Annotated in this window: 11 protein-coding genes; all 11 read left to right on the top strand. The window is 66.9% G+C overall.

The window, feature by feature from the left end; translation table 11 throughout:
* The first annotated feature begins 93 nt into the window (after window positions 1-93).
* The 11 genes from glp to LCI23_RS05850 all read left to right on the top strand — a co-directional run bounded on the left by glp (window position 94) and on the right by LCI23_RS05850 (window position 13,913).
* Entirely contained in the window at window positions 94-1,299 is a 1,206-nt protein-coding gene (glp, locus tag LCI23_RS05900) for a gephyrin-like molybdotransferase Glp (RefSeq protein WP_224945272.1), read from the top strand.
* Between the two features lie 168 nt (window positions 1,300-1,467).
* Window positions 1,468-2,727: a nitrate/nitrite transporter gene (locus tag LCI23_RS05895; protein WP_224945270.1), complete on the top strand. Its 1,260-nt coding sequence runs from the start codon at window positions 1,468-1,470 to the stop codon at window positions 2,725-2,727.
* Between the two features lie 31 nt (window positions 2,728-2,758).
* Window positions 2,759-4,132 carry a NarK family nitrate/nitrite MFS transporter gene (locus LCI23_RS05890; RefSeq protein WP_224945268.1) on the top strand — a complete coding sequence of 458 codons (1,374 nt, stop codon included), beginning with the start codon at window positions 2,759-2,761 and terminating at the stop codon, window positions 4,130-4,132.
* A gap of 158 nt (window positions 4,133-4,290) precedes the next feature.
* Window positions 4,291-8,097: a nitrate reductase subunit alpha gene (locus LCI23_RS05885; protein ID WP_307727708.1), complete on the top strand. Its 3,807-nt coding sequence runs from the start codon at window positions 4,291-4,293 to the stop codon at window positions 8,095-8,097.
* 19 nt (window positions 8,098-8,116) lie between these two features.
* Entirely contained in the window at window positions 8,117-9,673 is a 1,557-nt protein-coding gene (narH, locus tag LCI23_RS05880) for a nitrate reductase subunit beta (protein ID WP_224945266.1), read from the top strand.
* 1 nt (window position 9,674) lies between these two features.
* Window positions 9,675-10,349, top strand: a complete 675-nt coding sequence (narJ, locus tag LCI23_RS05875; protein WP_224945264.1) for a nitrate reductase molybdenum cofactor assembly chaperone — start codon at window positions 9,675-9,677, stop codon at window positions 10,347-10,349.
* Window positions 10,350-10,371: 22 nt separating this feature from the next.
* Window positions 10,372-11,055: a respiratory nitrate reductase subunit gamma gene (gene narI / locus LCI23_RS05870; RefSeq protein WP_224945262.1), complete on the top strand. Its 684-nt coding sequence runs from the start codon at window positions 10,372-10,374 to the stop codon at window positions 11,053-11,055.
* Between the two features lie 16 nt (window positions 11,056-11,071).
* On the top strand, window positions 11,072-11,818 hold the full coding sequence (locus LCI23_RS05865; RefSeq protein WP_224945260.1) for a peptidylprolyl isomerase: 747 nt from the start codon (window positions 11,072-11,074) through the stop codon (window positions 11,816-11,818).
* Window positions 11,818-12,417: a YitT family protein gene (locus LCI23_RS05860; protein WP_374041146.1), complete on the top strand. Its 600-nt coding sequence runs from the start codon at window positions 11,818-11,820 to the stop codon at window positions 12,415-12,417. Before LCI23_RS05865 ends, LCI23_RS05860 begins: the two co-directional genes overlap by 1 nt.
* A gap of 11 nt (window positions 12,418-12,428) precedes the next feature.
* Window positions 12,429-12,833, top strand: coding sequence for a ribonucleotide reductase subunit alpha (locus tag LCI23_RS05855; protein ID WP_224945258.1), 405 nt, complete (start codon window positions 12,429-12,431; stop codon window positions 12,831-12,833).
* Between the two features lie 111 nt (window positions 12,834-12,944).
* The gene (locus tag LCI23_RS05850) at window positions 12,945-13,913 is read left to right on the top strand and encodes an IS1595 family transposase (RefSeq protein ID WP_224945256.1); all 969 of its coding nucleotides are present in this window, start codon (window positions 12,945-12,947) and stop codon (window positions 13,911-13,913) included.
* Window positions 13,914-13,927: the final 14 nt, after the last annotated feature.

Genomic DNA, 13,927 nt, shown 5'->3' with positions numbered 1-13,927 from the left:
ACTTCCGCCAGCCCGGCTCGTCATTCCGGCATATTGCGCAGGGTTTCGGGGCGTGGCGAGAATGCCGTGTTCACCCACACAAGGACCACCCCGATGCTCAGCGTACAGGAAGCCCTCGACCAGCTGCTCTCCCACGCCACCCCGATCACCCAGGCCGACAGCGTCGCTACCCTCGCCGCCGGCGGGCGGGTGCTGGCCGAGTCGATCTACGCCGGGATCGACGTACCGCCCACCGACAACGCCGCGATGGACGGCTACGCGCTACGCAGCGCGGATGTTCGCCCGGGCACGCCGCTGCCGGTCGGCCAGCGGGTGGCGGCCGGCGCCCTGGCCATGCCGCTGGCGCCCGGCAGCGCCGCGCGCATCTTTACCGGCGCGCCCCTGCCGCACGGGGCCGACACGGTGGTCATGCAGGAACACTGCCGCATCGGGGCGGACGGCGTCGCCTTCCTGCGCCAGCCCACGTCCGGGGAGCACGTGCGCCGCCGCGGCGAAGACATCCGCGCCGGCAGCGTGCTGCTTGTCGCGGGGACGCGCCTGCGGCCCCAGGAACTGGCGTACGCCGCGGCGGCCGGCCTGGCGCAACTGCGCGTGATACGCCGGCCGCGGGTGGCGATGCTGTTCACCGGTGCCGAACTGGCCATGCCGGGCGGGCCGCTGGCCCCGGGGCAGATCTACAACGCCAACCGCTACGCACTGGGCGCCCTGCTGCACGCGCTCGGGTGCGAGACCACCGACTTCGGCATCGTGCCCGACCGGCTCGACGCCACCCGCGCTACCCTGCGCGAGGCCGCCGCCGGGCACGACCTCGTCATCAGCTCCGGCGGGGTGTCGGTCGGCGAGGAAGACCACGTCAAGGCGGCTGTCAGCGCCGAGGGCGCGCTGGAGGTCTGGAAAGTCGCCATGAAACCGGGCAAGCCGCTGGCCTTCGGCGCCCTGCGCCGCGCTGGCGGCGGCAGCGCGCATTTCATCGGCCTGCCCGGCAATCCGGTGGCCAGCTTCGTGGCCTTCGTGCAGTTCGCGCGGCCCTTTATCCTGCGCATGCAGGGCGTGGTCCTGGTGCAGCAGCAGGCGCTCGCCATGCGCGCCGGTTTCGCCTGCGCGCATCCCGACGCGCGTACCGAGTTCCTGCGCGTGCGGGTTGGTACCGGCGGCCTGCTGGAGCCGGTCGGAGCGCAAGGATCGGCCCTGCTGCACTCGCTGGTGCAGGCCGACGGCCTGGCCGTACGGGCGCCTGGCCGCGCCATCGCGCACGGCGACCTCGTTCCCTACCTTCCCTTCGGCGAACTGCTCGCCTGAACGGCGCTCCTAGCTCCTTGTGACTAGTCCCGGCGCCGCCCGCTAGTCCCTCCGGCGGGGCGCCGCTAGGCCGATTTCCCCGCCGCCGCCAGCCCTCCGGCCAATGGTAGAGCGGGCCTGCAAACCTTAGGCTTCCCAGTATCGCGTCCTACCAACAAGGAGGAAATAATGGGAACCGACAAACGACCGATATCGGTCCTGGTGAGCAGCACGTTCGCCTTCACCATCTGCTTTGCCATCTGGATGATGTTCGCCGTGCTGGGGATCCCGATCAAGTCCCAGCTGGGCCTGAACGAGACCCAGTTCGGCCTGCTCATCGCCACGCCGGTGCTGAGCGGCGCTCTCACCCGGGTGCCGCTCGGGATCTGGACCGACCGCTTCGGCGGACGCATCGTGTTCTTCTCCCTGATGCTGGCCTGCGTGCTGCCGATCTGGCTGATCGGCTATGCCACCGCCTACTGGCACTTCCTGGTCCTTGGCCTGTTCGTCGGCCTGGCCGGCGGCTCGTTCTCGGTCGGCACGCCCTACGTGGCGCGCTGGTTCGCCAAGGAGCGCCGCGGCTTCGCCATGGGCGTGTTCGGCGCCGGTAATTCCGGCTCGGCGCTGACCAAGTTCCTGGCCCCGGCCATCATCGCCGCCTGGGGCTGGCAGGCACTGCCGCAGGTCTACGCGGCGCTGATGCTCGGCACCGCCCTGCTGTTCTGGTTCCTGTCCTACTCCAATCCGGCGCACAGCAGCGGCGACGGCGTCACCTTCCGCCAGCAGCTGTCGGTGCTGAAGGACCCGCGCGTGTGGCGCTACTGCCAGTACTACTCGGTAGTGTTCGGCGGCTACGTCGCCCTGGCGCTGTGGATGACCAAGTACTACGTCGGCGAATACGGTTTCGACCTCAAGACCGCCGCCCTGCTGGCGGCCTGCTTCTCGCTGCCCGGCGGCGTGCTGCGGGCGCTGGGCGGCTGGATCTCGGACAAGTACGGCGCCTACAAGGTGACCTGGTGGGTGATGTGGGTGTGCTGGGTGTGCTTCTTCATCCTGTCCTACCCGCAGACCACGATGTCGGTCAAGACCGTCGGCGGCAGCGCCGAGCTGGCCTTCGGCCTCGGCCCGGTCCTGTTCACGGTCCTGCTGTTCGTGGTCGGCGTGGCCATGGCGATCGGCAAGGCCTCGGTCTTCAAGTTCATCGGCGACGACTTCACCGACAACATCGGCGCCGTCTCGGGCGTGGTCGGCCTGGCCGGGGGCCTGGGCGGCTTCATCCTGCCGATCATGTTCGGCGCCATCGTCGACCTGACCGGCATCCGTTCCAGCTCGTTCATGCTGCTCTACGGCACCGTCTGCGTATCGCTGGTGTGGATGCACTACTCGTTCAAGCCACAGCGCCTCGATGCGCCGGCCACCCAACCCACCCCGCTCAAGCGCGCCGCCTGAGCAGCCCTTTCGACAATAACAGGAGAACAACGTGAGCCGTTACCTCATTTCGACCTGGGAGCCGGAACTGCCGAGCTTCTGGGAAAGCCGTGGCAAGTCCACCGCCAACCGCAACCTGTGGATCTCGATCCCCGCCCTGATGCTGGCCTTCGCGGTCTGGATGGTGTGGAGCGTGGTCGTGGTGAACCTGCCGAACATCGGTTTCACCTACAGCACCAACCAGCTGTTCTGGCTGGCGGCGGTGCCGGGCCTGTCCGGCGCCACCCTGCGCATCTTCTACTCGTTCATGGTGCCGGTCTTCGGCGGCCGCAAGTGGACCGCGATTTCCACCGCATCGCTGCTGATCCCGGCGGTCGGCATCGGCTACGCCGTGCAGGATCCGACCACAGGCTACCCGACCATGCTGGTGCTGGCCCTGCTGTGCGGCTTCGGCGGCGGCAACTTCGCGTCCTCGATGGCGAATATCAGCTTCTTCTTCCCCAAGTCGCAGAAGGGCTATGCGCTGGGCATGAATGCCGGCCTGGGCAACCTGGGCGTCTCGGCGGTGCAGTTCGTGGTGCCGCTGGTGATCACCGCCGCCGTGTTCGGCGGCGACCCGCAGACCTGGATCAAGGGTGAAGAGACCAAGCAGATGTGGCTACAGAACGCGGGCTTCATCTGGGCTCCGTTCATCGCGCTGACCGCCATCGCCGCCTGGTTCGGCATGAACGACCTGGCCTCGGCCAAGGCCTCGTTCGCCGAGCAGGCCGTGATCTTCAAGCGCAAGCACAACTGGCTGATGTGCTGGCTGTATGTCGGCACCTTCGGTTCCTTCATCGGCTATTCGGCCGCCTTCCCGCTGCTGACCAAGACCCTGTTCCCTGACGTAAACCCGCTCCAGTATGCCTTCCTCGGCCCGCTGGTCGGCGCCCTGGCGCGCGTGGCCGGCGGCTGGATCTCGGACCGCCTGGGCGGCGCCATCGTCACCCTGTGGACCTTCGTGGCCATGATCGCCGCCGTGCTGGGCGTGCTGGAATTCCTGCCGGCCGCGGGCAACCCGGGCAGCTTCTGGGGCTTCTTCTGGATGTTCATGGTGCTGTTCGCCTGCACCGGCGTCGGCAATGCCTCGACCTTCCGCATGATCCCGGTGATCTTCCTGACCCTGCACCAGCGCGCGGCCGGCAAGCGCCCGGGCGACCAGGCCCTGGCCGTGGCCAATGCCAACAAGGAAGCCGCCGCCGTGCTCGGCTTCACCTCGGCGGTGGCGGCCTACGGCGCCTTCTTCATTCCGAAGAGCTACGGCACCTCGATCGCCCTGACCGGCGGCCCCGGCGCCGCCCTGTGGTGCTTCATCGGCTTCTACGCGACCTGCATCGCCATCACCTGGTGGTTCTATGCACGCAAGGATGCGGACATGCCCTGCTAGTCCGAAAGGACTAGGCGCGACTAGTCCCGATGCTGGTCGCGCACCGACTTCCTGCGAATACCCGGCGCGGGGCTGGAACCCTACACTGGCCTCAGCTGAACGCACTGTAACCGCACCGCAAGGTGATTGCGCTCGAGGAGCGCACCGATGGAGAAACCATGAGCCACTTTTTGGACCGCCTGAAGTTCTTCGGCAAAGCCAAGCAAACCTTTTCGAACGGCCACGGCGCCGTGGTCGAGGAGGACCGTACCTGGGAAAACGCCTATCGCCAGCGCTGGCAGCACGACAAGATCGTGCGCTCGACGCACGGCGTCAACTGCACAGGCTCGTGCAGCTGGAAGGTCTACGTCAAGAACGGCCTGATCACCTGGGAAACCCAGCAGACCGACTACCCGCGCACCCGTCCCGACCTGCCGAACCACGAGCCGCGCGGCTGCCCGCGCGGCGCCAGCTATTCCTGGTACGTGTACTCGGCCCAGCGCGTCAAGCACCCGATGGTGCGCGGCCGCCTGATGCAGATGTGGCGCGAAGCGCGCCTGACCCGCGATCCGGTCGGCGCCTGGGAATACATCAGCCAGGACCCGGAACGCGCCCGCGCCTACAAGGCGGTGCGTGGCCAGGGTGGCTTCGTGCGCGCCACCTGGGACGAAGTCAATGAAATCATCGCCGCCGCCAACGCCTTCACGATCGGCAAGTTCGGCCCGGACCGCATCATCGGCTTCTCGCCGATTCCCGCGATGTCGATGGTCAGCTATGCCGCCGGCACCCGCTACCTGAGCCTGATCGGCGGCGTCGCCATGAGCTTCTACGACTGGTACTGCGACCTGCCGCCATCGAGCCCGCAGGTGTGGGGTGAACAGACCGACGTGCCGGAATCGGCCGACTGGTACAATTCGACCTACCTGATGGTCTGGGGCTCGAACGTCCCGATGACCCGCACCCCGGACGCCCACTTCTACACCGAGGTGCGCTACAAGGGCACCAAGACCGTCGCCGTGTCGTCCGACTTCGGCGAGATGGCCAAGTTCGGCGACATCTGGCTGGCCCCCAAGCAGGGTACCGACGCCGCGCTGGCGATGGCCATGGGCCACGTGATCCTGAAGGAATTCCACGCCACCGGCAAATCCGCCTACTTCCGCGACTATGCCAAGCAGTACACCGACTTCCCGATGCTGGTGATGCTCAAGGAACGCGACGGCACCCTGGTGCCGGACTACTTCCTGCGCGCCTCGCACCTGGCCAACAACCTGGACGAGACCAACAACCCCGAATGGAAGACCCTGGTCATCGACGGGGCCAGCGGCCGGATCGTGGCCCCGAGCGGCTCGATCGGCTTCCGCTGGGGCGAGAGCGGCAAGTGGAACCTGGAACAGAAGGAAGGCGGCAGCCGCACCCCGATCGATCCGCGCCTGTCGCTGATCGACGCCAGCGACGACATCGTGCCGGTCGGCTTCCCCTACTTCGGCGGTACCGACGCCGACGACCTCCTGCTGCGCAACGTGCCGGTGAAGAGAATCACCCTGGCCGACGGCGGCACCGCCCTGGTGGCCACCGTGTACGACCTGTCGATGGCCAACTACGGCGTCGACCGCGGCATCTGCCCGAACGCCGCCAAGAGCTACGACGACGACGTCCCCTATACCCCGGCCTGGCAGGTGAAGCACACCGGCGTGAAAGCGGCGGACGTGATCACCGTGGCGCGCGAATTCGCCGACAACGCCGACCGCACCCGCGGCAAGTCGATGGTGATCGTGGGCGCCGCCCTGAATCACTGGTACCACATGGACATGACCTACCGCGGCATCATCAACATGCTGATGATGTGCGGCTGCGTCGGCCAGAGCGGCGGCGGCTGGGCCCACTACGTGGGCCAGGAAAAGCTGCGTCCGCAGACCGGCTGGACGCCGCTGGCCTTTGCGCTCGACTGGAACCGCCCGTCGCGCCAGATGAACTCGACCTCGTTCTTCTACGCCCACACCAGCCAGTGGCGCCACGAGAAGCTGCACACCTCCGAGATCCTGTGCCCGACGGCCGACGGCAAGCTCGAGGAAATGGCGCTGATCGACTACAACGCCAAGGCCGAGCGCATGGGCTGGCTGCCGTCGGCGCCGCAGCTGGAAACCAATCCGCTGGAAGTGACCCGCGCCGCGGAAGCCGCCGGCCAGGACCCGGTGCAATATGCCGTGAACCGCATCAAGGACGGCAAGCTGAACTTCTCCTGCGACGATCCGGACAATCCGGCCAACTTCCCGCGCAATATGTTCGTCTGGCGTTCGAACATCCTGGGCAGCTCCGGCAAGGGCCACGAGTACTTCCTGAAGTACCTGCTCGGTACCCAGAACGCCCTGATGAGCGACGAGGAAGACTGCATCACGCCGCGCGACATCAAGGTGCGCCCGGCCGTGGAAGGCAAGCTCGATCTGCTGGTGGTGCTCGACTTCCGCATGTCGACCACCTGCCTGTACGGCGACATCGTGCTGCCGACCGCCACCTGGTACGAGAAGGACGACCTGAACACCTCGGACATGCACCCCTTCATCCACCCGCTGTCCGAAGCCGTGCAGCCGCTGTGGGAATCGAAGTCCGACTGGGAGATCTACAAGGGCCTGGCCGCCAAGTTCTCGGAGATCGGCGGCGCCCACCTGGGCACCCGCAAGGACCTGGTCCTGACCCCGCTGATGCACGACACGCCGGGCGAACTGGGCCAGCCTTTCGATCCGAAAGACTGGCGCCTGGGCGAATGCGAACCGGTGCCGGGCAAGACCATGCCGGCCATGACCGTCGTCGAGCGCAACTTCAGCGACATCTACAAGAAATTCACCTCGGTCGGTCCGCTGCTGGAAAAAGCCGGCAACGGCGGCAAGGGCATCGGCTGGAAGACCGGGCATGAAGTCGACGTCCTGCGCGGCCTGAACCGCACGGTGCAGGAGGAAGGCGTGTCGCAGGGCCAGCCGCGCCTGAACACGGCGATCGATGCCGCCGAGATGATCCTGACGCTGGCGCCCGAGACCAACGGCCATGTCGCCGTGAAGGCCTGGGACGCGCTGTCGAAGATGACTGGCCGCGACCACACCCACCTGGCGATCCCGCGCGAGCACGACACGATCCGCTTCCGCGACGTCCAGGCCCAGCCGCGCAAGATCATCTCCTCGCCCACCTGGTCCGGCCTGGAAAGCGAAGAAGTGAGCTACAACGCGGGCTACACCAACGTGCACGAGATGATCCCATGGCGCACCCTGACCGGCCGCCAGCAGTTCTACCAGGATCACCTGTGGATGCGCGACTTCGGCGAAGGCCTGTGCGTGTACAAGGCGGCGATCAACACCAAGACCACCGAAGCGATCATGAACAAGCGTCCGAACGGGAACAAGGAGCTGGCGCTGAACTGGATCACCCCGCACCAGAAATGGGGCATCCACTCGACCTATTCGGACAACCTGCGCATGCTGACCCTGTCGCGCGGCGGTCCGCACGTGTGGCTGTCGGAAATCGACGCCAAGGCCGCCGGCATCGTGGACAACGACTGGATCGAGGTGTTCAACGTGAACGGCACCCTGACCGCCCGCGCGGTGGTCAGCCAGCGCGTCCCGGAGGGCATGACCCTGATGTACCACGCCCAGGAAAAGATCGTCAACGTGCCGGGCGCGGAAACGTCGAAGAAGCGCGGCGGTATCCACAACTCGGTGACCCGCGCGGTGACCAAGCCGACCCACATGATCGGCGGCTATGCCCAGCTGTCCTACGGCTTCAACTACTACGGCACGGTCGGATCGAACCGCGACGAATTCGTGGTGGTGCGCAAGATGCACGAAGTGAACTGGATGGAAGGCCCGCGCGACGAATCGCGTCCGAACGGCGACGAGCAGCTCGAGCGCGCTCCGGCCCGGTCGCAACCCCGGACCCCGGTGCGGGAAGAAGCACGCGAACCCGCGCTGGCGCTGACGCCGGCTCCCAAGGGCGCATGAGGAAAATCGAGGAAACATTATGAAGATCAGAGCACAAATCGGCATGGTCCTGAACCTGGACAAGTGCATCGGCTGCCACACCTGTTCGGTGACCTGCAAGAACGTCTGGACCAGCCGTGACGGCGTCGAGTACGCGTGGTTCAACAACGTCGAGACCAAGCCCGGCATCGGCTATCCGAAGGAATGGGAAAACCAGGAAAAGTGGCAAGGTGGCTGGAAGCGCACCGCCGGCGGCAAGATCGAGCCGCGCCAGGGCAGCCGCCTGAAGATCCTGGCCAACATCTTCGCCAATCCGAACCTGCCCGCCATCGACGAGTACTACGAGCCTTTCACCTACGACTACGAGCGCCTGCAGAACGCGCCGCTGTCGGAGACGCCGCCGACCGCCCGTCCGGTCTCGGTCCTGACCGGCAAGAAGATGGACAAGATCGAGTGGGGCCCGAACTGGGAGGACGACCTGGGCGGCGAATTCGCCAAGCGCAGCAAGGACAAGCTGTTCGACAACATCCAGAAGGAGATGTACTCGACCTTCGAGAACACCTTCATGATGTACCTGCCGCGCCTGTGCGAGCACTGCCTGAACCCGGCCTGCGTGGCGTCTTGCCCGTCCGGCTCGGTGTACAAGCGCGAGGACGACGGCATCGTGCTGATCGACCAGGACAAGTGCCGCGGCTGGCGCATGTGCATCTCGGGCTGCCCGTACAAGAAGATCTATTACAACTGGTCTTCGGGCAAGGCCGAGAAGTGCACCTTCTGCTATCCGCGCATCGAGGCCGGCCAGCCGACCGTCTGCTCGGAAACCTGCGTGGGCCGCATCCGCTACCTCGGCGTGCTGCTGTACGACGCCGACCGCATCGAGGAAGCCGCCTCGGTGGCCGACGAGCAGGACCTGTACGAATCGCAGCTCGGCCTGTTCCTCGATCCGCATGATCCCGAGGTGATCGCCGAAGCGCGCCGCCAGGGCATCCCGGATTCGTGGCTGGAGTCGGCCAAGCGCTCGCCGGTGTACAAGATGGCGGTCGAATGGAAGATCGCCTTCCCGCTGCACCCTGAATACCGCACCCTGCCGATGGTCTGGTACATCCCGCCGCTGTCGCCGATCCAGGCCGCCGCCGAGTCGGGCAAGATGGGCATGAACGGCATCCTGCCGGATACGCAGAGCCTGCGCATCCCGGTGCGCTACCTGGCCAACCTGCTCACCGCGGGCAAGGAAGCGCCCGTGGTCACCGCGCTGGACCGCATGCTGGCGATGCGCGCCTACATGCGCGGCAAGTCGGTGGACGGGGTCGAGAACCTCGACGTGCTGCGCCAGGTTGGATTGAGCAAGGCGGTGGTCGAGGACATGTACCACATCATGGCGATCGCGAATTACGAAGACCGCTTCGTGATCCCGAGCAGCCACAAGGAGATGGCCGAGGACAGCTTCAACGAGAAAGGCTCGTGCGGCTTCTCGTTCGGCAACGGCTGTTCGGACGGCGTCAGCGATGCTTCGCTGTTCGGCAAGAAGAAACAGGGCTCGACGCACTTCGTCTCGATGCCGAAGTCCCGCAAGAAAAAAGAAACCGAAGGTGCCTGAGATGGAAAACGACCTGCAACACTACCACATCCTGTCGGCGCTGCTGCTCTACCCTGAGCCGGAACTGGTCGCCGCCCTGCCCGAGCTGCACGCCGGGCTGGCCGGCCGGCCACAGCTACTGGCGAGCCTGGCGCCGCTGTTCGCCCACCTGGCCGACCAGGACCTGATCACGCTGCAGCAGGAATACGTGCAGACCTTCGACCGCACGCCTTCGCATTCGCTGCACCTGTTCGAGCACATCCACGGCGAGTCGCGCGACCGCGGCCAGGCCATGGTCGACCTGATGGAGGAATACAAGAAGCACGGCCTGGAGATGTGCACCAGCGAGCTGCCGGACTACGTACCGCTGTTCCTCGAGTTCCTGTCGCAGCTGGGCGACGCCGAGGAAGCCGGGCGCCTGCTGGGCGACGCGGTGCACGTCCTGGCCCACGTCGGCCGCAAGCTGGCTGCCAACGGCAGCGCGTATGCCGGCGTGTTCGAGGTGCTGCAGTCGCTCAGCCCGGTCGCGGCCGAGGAACTGAGCGAACCGCCGATCCAGGACATGGACGAGGCGCTCGAGACCTTCGGCCCCGGCGCCGACGGCGTCGAGCCCTTGCTCAAGCCAAAGGCCGGCGGCGCCCAGCCGATCAACTTCTACCCGCGCGGCGCAGCCCAGGCCCAGCGGGCCCGGGCTTGATGCGCCCGCTACGGAGACCACGATGAACTATCTGAACCACTTCCTGTTCGGGATCTATCCCTACATTGCCCTGGCCATCTTTCTGCTCGGCAGCCTGATCCGCTTCGACCGCGAGCAGTACACCTGGCGTTCCGAATCGACCCAGGTGCTGCACCGCGGCCAGCTGCGCCTGGGCAGCATCCTGTTCCATATCGGGATCATCGGCTTGCTCGGCGGCCATGCCGTGGGCCTGCTGACCCCGGTCTGGGTCTGGGACACGCTGGGCGTGAGCCACGGCGCCAAGCAGATCTTCGCCATGACCGCCGGCGGCATCATGGGCATCCTGTGCCTGATCGGCATCCTGCTGCTGCTGGCACGCCGCCTCGGCAACGAGCGCCTGCGCGCCGCCACCAGCCTGAAGGACAAGGTGGTGCTGCTGTGGATCCTCGGCACCCTGCTGCTGGGCTTGGGCTCGATCGTGGTCTCGACCGAGCACCTCGACGGCCACACCATGGTGCAGCTGATGAGCTGGGCACAGCACATCGTGACCTTCCGCGGCGACGCCGCCGGCTTCATCCTGGAGGCGCCGCTGGTGTTCAAGCTGCACCTGTTCATGGGCATGTCGCTGTTCGTGATCTTCCCGTTCACCCGCCTGGTGCACGTGTGGAGCGGCTTCGGCGCGCTCGGCTACCTCGGCCGCGCCTTCCAGCTGGTCCGTCCGCGCTAAACAAGGAGAGCATGCCATGGGTATTTCCGTGAACGGCGTCGACATCGACGACCAGCAGATCGAGCAGGAACTGCCGCACCACGCGGCGGCCGCCAACCCGCTCAAGCAGTCGGTGCACGAACTGATCCTGCGCACCCTGCTGCTGCAGGAAGCAGCCAGCCTCGGCATCGAAGGCGCCGACGATGAGGAGCGCATCGAAGCCCTGCTGGCGCGCGAAGTCCGGGTGCCGCCCGCCGACGATGCCGCCTGCGCCCTGCACTACCGCAACCATCCGCAGCGCTATACGCACGGCGAGATGGTGGAGGCGCGCCACATCCTGTTCCAGGTGACGCCGACCGTGCCGCTCGAGATGCTGCGCGAGACCGCCGAGGGCATCCTGGCCGCGCTCAGGGAGGACCCGGAGCGCTTCGACGAACTGGCGCGCACCTATTCCAACTGCCCTTCCGGCGCCGTGGGCGGCAGCCTGGGGCAGCTGGGACGCGGCCAGTGCGTGCCGGAGTTCGAGAAGCTGCTGTTCCGCCTGCGCCCGGGCGAGCTGCCCGAGCGTCCGCTCGAGACCCGCTTCGGCCTGCACATCGTGCAGGTGGTGCGGCGCATCGAAGGCCGCCTGCTGCCTTTCGAGGCGGTGCGGCGCGAGATCGCCGACTACCTCACCACCGCGGCCTGGCAGCGCGGCCTGCACCAGTACCTGCAAATCCTGGTGGGGCGCGCCGACATCGCCGGCATCTCGCTCGACGGCGCCGACTCGCCACTGGTGCAATAGTGGGCACGCTGCGCCACACCGCCCTGGAGGACCTGCAGGCGCTGCTGGCCGGCGTGCTGCTGGTCTCGCTCGGCGTCACGCTGATGGGCAAGGCCGGCCTGGTGACCGGCGGCGTGGCGGGCCTGTGCCTGTTGCTGCACTACCTTACCGGCCTGGCCTTCGGCAAGATCTTCTTCGCCCTGAGCCTGCCCTTCTACATCCTGGCGGTACGGCGCCTGGGCTGGACCTTCACCCTCAAGACCTTCGGCGCGGTGCTGCTGTTCTCGCTGGCGACCAACTGGCTGCCCCAGCTGCTCGCGCTCGAGCGCGTAGACACGCTGTACGCGGCGGTCATGGGCGGGGTGCTGGTCGGCGTGGGCCTCTTGATGCTGTTCCGCCACCAGGCCAGCCTGGGCGGCTTCAACGTGGTCTGCCTGTGGCTGCAGGAACGCTTCGGCTGGCGCGCCGGGCTGGTGCAGCTGGTCCTCGACTTCCTGATCCTGGCCCTGTCGTACCGGGTGCTTGCCACCGCCGCCTGGGCCGCTTCGCTGCTCGGCACCGCCATCCTCAACCTGACCCTGGCCATCAACCACCGGCCCGGGCGCTATCTCGCACATTGATTACACCTTCCATGAACACCGCACATTTCGATGCATTCCTCGCGGCCGCGCGCGCCGAACCCGAGCCGCAGCGCCTGCTGTTCGTCTTCGGCGTGGCCGAACTTCCCCCCGGCGCCACGCCCGGCCAGGCAAGGCGCCACCATGAGGGGCGCGGCGGCACGCTGGCGCCGGTCATGTGCGTCGACAAGTCCGTCGATGAGCTCACCAGCTTCGCGGAACTGGCGCGCGAGTCCGAGGCCACCGGCCAGCCCTGGGACATGGTGTTCGCCGGCGCGCTCGCCGGCCGCGACGGCGCGCCGCCGGCCGCAGCGGACGTCGAGCGCGCGCTGCGCGGGATGATCGGCGCGATCCACCGCGGCGCCATCGAGAAGTTCCTGGTACTGGACCGCCAGGGCCAGCTGCTGCAGTTCAGCTGAAGTCGGGCGCTGCGCTTTTCCTTGGGCGCAGTCCACCGGACCTATGGATGAGGACTGAACTGCCGAGCAGTTCGGCGGTCGAACGCCTGTCTCCCTCGACAGGAACCGGTCATGCGCGCTCCCCGCTTCAGGAAGTGGTTCGCCCAGCTGCCCGCGCTGAACGTGCCGCAGCGCCTGCAAACGCTCTCGGCCCTGCATCCGGCCGCCGGACTCGACCGCATCATCGCCCTCATTGCCCAGGTCAAGGAAGGCAGGCGCCGCTGTCCTGCCTGCGCTTGCGAGTGTTACTACCGGCATGGCCAGGCCAACGGTCTGCAGCGCTACCGCTGCCGTGCGTGCGGCCGCACCTATAACGACCTGAGCGGCACACCGCTGGCGCACCTGCGGCTACGGGAGAAGTGGCTCGACTATCTGGACACGATGCTCGCATCGAAGTCGGTGCGCAAGGCAGCCAGGGAAGTCGGCGTACACCGCAACACGGCCTTCCGGTGGCGCCACCGCTTTCTCGACCAGGCCAGGCACGATCGTCCCAAGACCTTGAGCGGCATCGCCGAAGCCGACGAGATGTTCATCCTAGAATCGAAAAAGGGTTCGCGAAAGCTGGACAGTCCGGCACGCAAGCGCGGTGGCCGGGCCCGCAAGCGCGGGATTTCAAGCGAGCTCGACTGCATCCTGGTGGCGCGCGACCGTAGCGGACAGACGATCGATGCGGTCGTAGGCAGGGGATCGTTAACAGCCGGGCAGCTGGAGCGCCATCTGCTGCCCAGGCTCGACCGCCAGGTGCTGCTAGTGAGCGATTCCCACGCTGCCTACCGCGCATTCGCCCGCAAGCACCGCATTGCACATGAGGCGGTCAACCTGCAGGCCGGCATACGGGTGCGTCGCCGGGCTGCCGGCGCCATCCACGTCCAGAACGTCAACGCCTATCACGCGCGCCTGCGGCAGTGGCTCAGCCACTTCCGCGGCGTGGCCTCGCGCTACCTGCCCAACTACCTGGGCTGGCGCTGGGCGCTCGATGGCGAACGCATCACTACTGCGGAACAATTGCTGCGTATCGCGATCGGAGCCATCAACAGGTAACGGAGACAGCGCCA

This window comes from Massilia sp. MS-15, assembly GCF_020176695.1.
GTDB lineage: Bacteria > Pseudomonadota > Gammaproteobacteria > Burkholderiales > Burkholderiaceae_D > Telluria > Telluria hydrophila.
This window is presented reverse-complemented; position numbering and strand designations above follow the sequence as displayed.

Excerpts from the sequence above, each read along its gene's own strand:
- LCI23_RS05850 (WP_224945256.1), top strand. The coding sequence starts at position 12,945 with ATGCGCGCTCCCCGCTTCAGGAAGTGGTTCGCCCAGCTGCCCGCGCTG.
- LCI23_RS05855 (WP_224945258.1), top strand. The coding sequence starts at position 12,429 with ATGAACACCGCACATTTCGATGCATTCCTCGCGGCCGCGCGCGCCGAA.
- glp (WP_224945272.1), top strand. The coding sequence starts at position 94 with ATGCTCAGCGTACAGGAAGCCCTCGACCAGCTGCTCTCCCACGCCACC.
- narH (WP_224945266.1), top strand. The coding sequence starts at position 8,117 with ATGAAGATCAGAGCACAAATCGGCATGGTCCTGAACCTGGACAAGTGC.
- LCI23_RS05885 (WP_307727708.1), top strand. The coding sequence starts at position 4,291 with ATGAGCCACTTTTTGGACCGCCTGAAGTTCTTCGGCAAAGCCAAGCAA.
- LCI23_RS05895 (WP_224945270.1), top strand. The coding sequence starts at position 1,468 with ATGGGAACCGACAAACGACCGATATCGGTCCTGGTGAGCAGCACGTTC.
- narJ (WP_224945264.1), top strand. The coding sequence starts at position 9,675 with ATGGAAAACGACCTGCAACACTACCACATCCTGTCGGCGCTGCTGCTC.
- LCI23_RS05865 (WP_224945260.1), top strand. The coding sequence starts at position 11,072 with ATGGGTATTTCCGTGAACGGCGTCGACATCGACGACCAGCAGATCGAG.
- narI (WP_224945262.1), top strand. The coding sequence starts at position 10,372 with ATGAACTATCTGAACCACTTCCTGTTCGGGATCTATCCCTACATTGCC.